This is a genomic window from Aquidulcibacter sp., from assembly GCF_049239865.1.
GTDB lineage: Bacteria > Pseudomonadota > Alphaproteobacteria > Caulobacterales > Aquidulcibacteraceae > Aquidulcibacter.
In genome coordinates, this window is record NZ_JBMLTR010000062.1 from 1 (window position 1) to 1,321 (window position 1,321).

The 1,321-nt window shown below is 56.1% G+C and carries 2 protein-coding genes; both read left to right on the plus strand.

Annotated elements, in window-relative coordinates; all coding sequences use genetic code 11:
* Positions 1-227: 227 nt before the first annotated feature.
* Positions 228-785: a GNAT family N-acetyltransferase gene (locus ACOVRA_RS04605; protein WP_421719274.1), complete on the plus strand. Its 558-nt coding sequence runs from the start codon at positions 228-230 to the stop codon at positions 783-785.
* Positions 786-811: 26 nt separating this feature from the next.
* Positions 812-1,051, plus strand: coding sequence for a hypothetical protein (locus ACOVRA_RS04610; RefSeq protein ID WP_421719275.1), 240 nt, complete (start codon positions 812-814; stop codon positions 1,049-1,051).
* Positions 1,052-1,321 lie beyond the last annotated feature (270 nt).

A 1,321-nucleotide genomic window follows, 5' to 3' on the forward strand; every position in this document is an offset into this window, starting at 1 on the left:
GGCAGCGATGGAGCGCGCGATCGGTCTGACGGAAAATCCAAAGGTGCGCGCGTTTCTGTTAAGCCAGCGGGAGGGGTGAGGGACTATTGGTCGAAAGCGGAAGGGCTGGTTTTGGGAGTGCGCGGGGGCGAAAGTGGGCGTTTTGAGGTCTTGAGCGCTAACCGCCCCTCATGCTCCTTAGCTGATTTTAGGTTGTTCTGCTTCTGGTCGTCTGATAACCTTAGTGTATGATCCGTCCGCCTGAGCACTTCGAGACGAACCGACTTCGGTTGCGTCCTATACAAGAAAATGACGCTCTGGCTGTATTCGAAGCCTGGGCCGCGAGTCCACTTGCCACCCATTACATGAACTTTCGGCGGCACGAAAGCTTCTCGGCGACAGAAGCGTTTGCCGCGCGATGCGTTGTTTGCTGGCAGGCAGGTACGGCCTTCCCTTGGGCCGTTGTCGCAAAATCGACCGGGAATTTATTGGGGTGCATCGAGCTGCGTGTTTCGCCACCCAAGGCGGACTTTGGCTACATTTTTTCTGAGACGGCTTGGGGCCAAGGATTCGGCACGGAAGCCGCATCAGCAGTTGTAAATTGGGCTATCGCTCAGCCTCAGATTTTTCGGGTATGGGCGACTTGCCACCCCGACAACATGGCGTCTGTTAGGGTCTTGGAGAAAGCGGGCCTCTCATATGAGGCGACACTTGCCAACTGGGAAGCTCGCCCACAAATAGATGAGTCCGCAGGCCCGAGCGCCGTATATGCCATCACCAAGTCAGCAAAGCGCTCGGCGCCTTAGGGTGCATTCCATCCATGGAATGCACCATGATCAAGCAAACGCTGACATTATTTAAGACAGATGTCAGCCAAATGACTCGGAACGGTTCAATGCGTCGCTTCGCTTGCCTTGAAGCCATCCGACAATTCTTATTGCGCAAGCTGGGGAGTCAAGAGGTGAAATCGGCTCCGCCGACGCGCGAAGCGCGCCTCTTGACGCCCCATCTTGCGCGCCCAAACTCGAACACGGCCTTTGCTAAGGCAGAGCCTGTGGCAAAGGCTGTCTAAGTGGAAACAATCAAACCCAAGACTGCAGCGAAGGAAAATGGTGCATTCCTTACGGAATGCGTCCTACGATCCGCTGCGTTCCATCACGAATCGCAAATCGAAAGGATCGCGCAACACGAGTTGCGCATGTCTACGCGGGGAAAAGCGCAACTCGTGTTGCGCGCTCCCTTAAGGCTGATCCCGCCCAATCTTGCGCGCTCCCTTAGCGACCGCGCCCGCCCTAATGCAGCTTAAATTTCGGCCGGATGATGTGGTTGACGTGGCCGATCA